The organism is Vibrio sp. M260118 (genome assembly GCF_036533755.1).
Classification (GTDB): domain Bacteria; phylum Pseudomonadota; class Gammaproteobacteria; order Enterobacterales; family Vibrionaceae; genus Vibrio.
The window spans coordinates 1-3,862 of the sequence record NZ_JATABG010000335.1; the positions used below are offsets into that span (position 1 = coordinate 1).

The following is a 3,862-nucleotide window of genomic DNA, read 5'->3' on the forward strand; positions in this document are numbered from 1 at the left end:
ATTTTCCACTTGACCTACCTGCCCCTTTACGTTTTTTGCGTCTTTGTTCAAGTAGTTCGCCATGCTTGCCAATGAAGGCTTCCATCCATGCTTGAACAGGAAGTGGCATGTCGTTCGAAAGTACCAAATAATCTCCGTCCATGTATTGGCCCGCGACGCTTTGCGAAGCGGTTAAAGTGACGATTTTGGGTGTCTCATCACTGTCAATATTGTCTAAGACCAGAAACAGCTTTGGTTGATTTGAGCTTAGGTTGAAGCGATAGTCAGTTCGTTCATCTCGATGTAGTTCAAGTATTGCCACTGATGAAGTTGACTCTTCTGCCGCTAGGTTAAACGCCTTAAGTTGCCATTGTGTTGTTGTCCAAAGTCCAGTAGCAATTTCATGAGCAACAAGTTCGCAGTGTATGGGCCAGAGCTGATCGGTTTTTTCGATGTTCTTGACCACGGTTTGTTGTTTTGACATGGTTCACCTGCGTCGAATTTAGTTATAGTGTTAATTGAGATAAATCACGATATTAGAGTTATATGCGAGTTAGTTAAGCAATATCTGTACCCGCTACGGCTAAGTTCTTTCGAATTTAAACTTAGTAGACGTTTTCAAATAACAATATGCTAGATTGTAAAAGTTTGAAGGTCGGCAAATAGGAACGCTACTTGCAAGTAACGCGTAACAAAAATAATACACCAGCAGCGAACAGGAAAAGTCTGTGGTCAAACCGAACATAATTAGAACAAGCGAGAATCCTCTGCAAACGATCGAAGTCGAAGTCTTTGATGAGTATGGCGAAAAACTCACTAAACAGATAGCGTGCGAGCGCCCTCTTACCGTTATGCTCAACTGGAAAGAGGTGGTGACCTTGATGACTTTGGGATCGAGACCAGAGTCTCTTGTGCTCGGCTACTTGAAAAACCAAAGTTTTATCAGTGATCCCGAGAGCTTAGAGTCTGTCATCATCGACTGGGAAACAAGCACTGCAGCCGTCATCACCAAAGAGGACATTCAGCAGGTAGAGAGTGCGCTAAAGAAGAAGACAGTCACCTCAGGCTGCGGTCAAGGTACTATGTACGGCAATGTCATGAAGCAGTTGGAAGGTTATCAAGTTCCGCAGACTCCTCTAAAACAGTCTGAGATTTACACCGCGTTAGAGGCGCTGACTCATTATAACGATACCTACAAAAAAGCTGGAGCTGTCCATGGTTGTGCGGTGTGTAAAGGAAACCAAGTTCTCTCTTTCGTCGAAGATGTTGGTCGTCACAATGCCGTCGATACCCTAGCTGGAGAAATGTGGCTTAATCAAGAATCGGGTGAAGATAAGATTTTCTATACTACTGGCAGGTTAACTTCTGAGATGGTGATCAAAGTCGCTCAGATGGGGATCCCAGTTTTGCTTTCTCGCTCAGGTGTGACCCAGATGGGACTTGAGCTTGCCGAGCAGTTTGGTATCACGACCATAGCTCGGGCTAAAGGGCTACGTTTTCAAGTCTTTACTGGAGCATCGAAAATTGAGTTCGACGTTAAAGGCCAATAGTTGAAACAAAAACCTATTAAAAAGCGCTCACATGGATGAGCGCTTTTTTCGTGTTGGAAGCTTGCAATGACGAGATGCAGTGCCATTAGTTGTATATGTGTCATATAAAATTGATAAAAATGTCACATAAATATGCTACCAACGTCTTTCGGCTATCAGGAGGTGTTCATGGACCGAGCTCCAGACACTCAACACACACGGGGTTTCGCTCTATCCATTAGAGCAAAATTATTTCTAATCAATGCCACGCTTTTACTGTTCGTTGCCCTATATGGCTACGTTGAACACTCGAGTCTGCAACGCCTTCAATCCCTTGAACATGCCTCTAGTCAAAACCTTTCAAGTGAAGTTGACCTCTTAATGTTGCGACGCCATGAGAAAGACTTCTTAGCGCGCAAAGACCTAAAGTACCCAAAGCGATTTGACGCCACATTTGAAAAGATGAGTACGCGCCTAGATGATTTATCGAGCACTTTGATACGCAATCAACTCAACTTCACCACTTCAATGGAGACGATTAAGCAAACCCTGAACCAGTACCGAATTCAGTTCCAGCAACTGGTCAATCAGGTTAACTCGATCGATGGCAAAGACCATGACAATAGTTACGTCAAACAGCTTGAGAAAGCGCGTTCTGAACTGAGACAACAAGCAGTGGCATTTAATGATTCTGGGTTAAAAGTCGCGGTATTTGAGCTATTGGAATCGGACTTTCTTTACTTTTCAACCTCAACACAACAACGAGAAAGCGAACTGGTTGCTGCGCTGGATACATTCCAAACCGTCGCATCTCCGTACACTCCTCTTAGTAGTTACTATGATGCGTACCGGGCAAGCGTCAATCAGTTGATAAACGCACGTAGCGTTTTAGGCTACTCTGCCGAAGAAGGTATGCGAGGGCAGCTTAGAAATAATGTCCACAATACTGAGCAAGAAATTTCCTCGCTGCAAGAAAGTATCGTTCAAGAGATCGAGATAGCGACGGCAAACGTAAAGCAGACTCTGCAAGTCATTGGCTTAGCTATGGTCGTTTTGCTCTCTGTGCTTCTGTTCATGATCGGTCGTAGTATTCTCAATCGCATTCGCAACATCAACGTGATATTCGACTCATCAAATTGAGTCAACCATACAGTCCCTAACCCAAGGTATATCAAAAACGGCCGCGCAAATGTCTAGCAGTGCAGATCAAGCTCGTATTACCAATGAACATACCCATAAAGTGGTGGAAGCTATCGAAGGAATCAGCGAACAAGTAAGCGAAATGTGCGATATGAACACGCAAATCGCCACTGCGTCTGAAGAGCAGTCGATGGTTTCCTCAGAGATCGACCGCAATATTACTCAAATCGCGCAACTCGCCGGCGATACGTTTGAAGTCGTGTCAGGCTCGGTGAGGTGCAGTGAACAAGTTTCTGGAGTGAGCCACAAGCTAGAAAAGATCGTCGCTCAGTTTAAATATTAAGTTTATTCGGGTTCAGGTCCTCTGAGTCCGAATTCAATCATCTATTTACAAAACGTCTCAATATACAACGCTTCTACTTTGTCTCTTGCCCACTGGGTGCGGCGTAAGAATTTCAACGATGATTTGATAGATGGATTGTTATAGAAACAGTTGATCTGAATTTCTGCATCTAAACCTTCCCAGCCATAGTGTTCTTGCAAGCGAATGAGGATCTTCTCTAGCGTTAACCCGTGTAGAGGGTTATTAGGTTGTTCTTGGCTCATAGGTAACTCGCTCCAACGCGATATTCTGACGACGCGAGAGTGTACAGAAAATAGGTTGAAAACGCACTGTATAAAGCTTAACTAACTTGCTTCAGGATCTAAACTTATTAATTAGTTTGGAGTGGTGTCTGGTTTCTTGGCGAAGAGACTCAGATTCTTTGGTATGAAGAACTCACACGCTTGACGTGTTGCCAAGGTCGGTTGCTCCCATGCGCCACAAAGATCCTTTTGGTTTTCTTTGGTTCTGGTGAATTGCTTACATTGTCCACAGCGTTCCATATGCGCCACTCCTTGTGCCTATCTTCCAGTAAGTTGCTCATCACTCATTCTTAGAACACTGTAAGCTAGACGAAGCGAACAAAAATTGACCTCAGTTAAGTCGAAGAGATTCTCTCGAAATTCACTACAAAACCTTAAGGTGGTTAACCGATAAATATCGACGGCGAGATCTAGTCCTTTTGATGGATAAAATCCCGTTCGATTACTATGCTTAAAGGAGTTTGGCTAGAAAAATGAGGGAACATGATGAATAAATTGTTTTCGTCTGCACTTAAGGTAGGACAACGCACTCAAGTAACAAGCCTTTTTGCTAGAGAAGGTTATAAAAT

The 3,862-nt window shown here is 43.7% G+C and carries 4 protein-coding genes and 1 pseudogene; 3 read left to right on the forward strand and 2 right to left on the reverse strand.

The window, feature by feature from the left end:
- Positions 1 to 463: DUF3305 domain-containing protein (locus tag QTO00_RS16150; protein ID WP_331425708.1), on the reverse strand; the 463-nt coding region annotated here is incomplete at its 3' end.
- Between the two features lie 244 nt (positions 464 to 707).
- Here QTO00_RS16150 and QTO00_RS16155 point away from each other — a divergent pair.
- The 3 genes and pseudogenes from QTO00_RS16155 to QTO00_RS21015 all read left to right on the forward strand — a co-directional run.
- Positions 708 to 1,529 carry a formate dehydrogenase accessory sulfurtransferase FdhD gene (locus QTO00_RS16155; RefSeq protein ID WP_331425709.1) on the forward strand — a complete coding sequence of 274 codons (822 nt, stop codon included), beginning with the start codon at positions 708 to 710 and terminating at the stop codon, positions 1,527 to 1,529.
- 168 nt (positions 1,530 to 1,697) lie between these two features.
- On the forward strand, positions 1,698 to 2,648 hold the full coding sequence (locus QTO00_RS16160) for a hypothetical protein (RefSeq protein ID WP_443088933.1): 951 nt from the start codon (positions 1,698 to 1,700) through the stop codon (positions 2,646 to 2,648).
- Positions 2,632 to 2,991: pseudogene (locus tag QTO00_RS21015) on the forward strand (methyl-accepting chemotaxis protein); the annotation flags it as partial. The gene QTO00_RS16160 and the pseudogene QTO00_RS21015, both read left to right, overlap by 17 nt.
- A gap of 41 nt (positions 2,992 to 3,032) precedes the next feature.
- Here QTO00_RS21015 and QTO00_RS16165 read toward each other — a convergent pair.
- Positions 3,033 to 3,254, reverse strand: coding sequence for a VF530 family protein (locus QTO00_RS16165; RefSeq protein ID WP_331425710.1), 222 nt, complete (start codon positions 3,252 to 3,254; stop codon positions 3,033 to 3,035).
- Between the last annotated feature and the right edge of the window lie 608 nt (positions 3,255 to 3,862).

Coding starts and splice junctions, on each gene's coding strand:
- QTO00_RS16160 (WP_443088933.1), top strand. CDS start 1,698: ATGGACCGAGCTCCAGACACTCAACACACACGGGGTTTCGCTCTATCC.
- QTO00_RS16165 (WP_331425710.1), bottom strand. CDS start 3,254: ATGAGCCAAGAACAACCTAATAACCCTCTACACGGGTTAACGCTAGAG.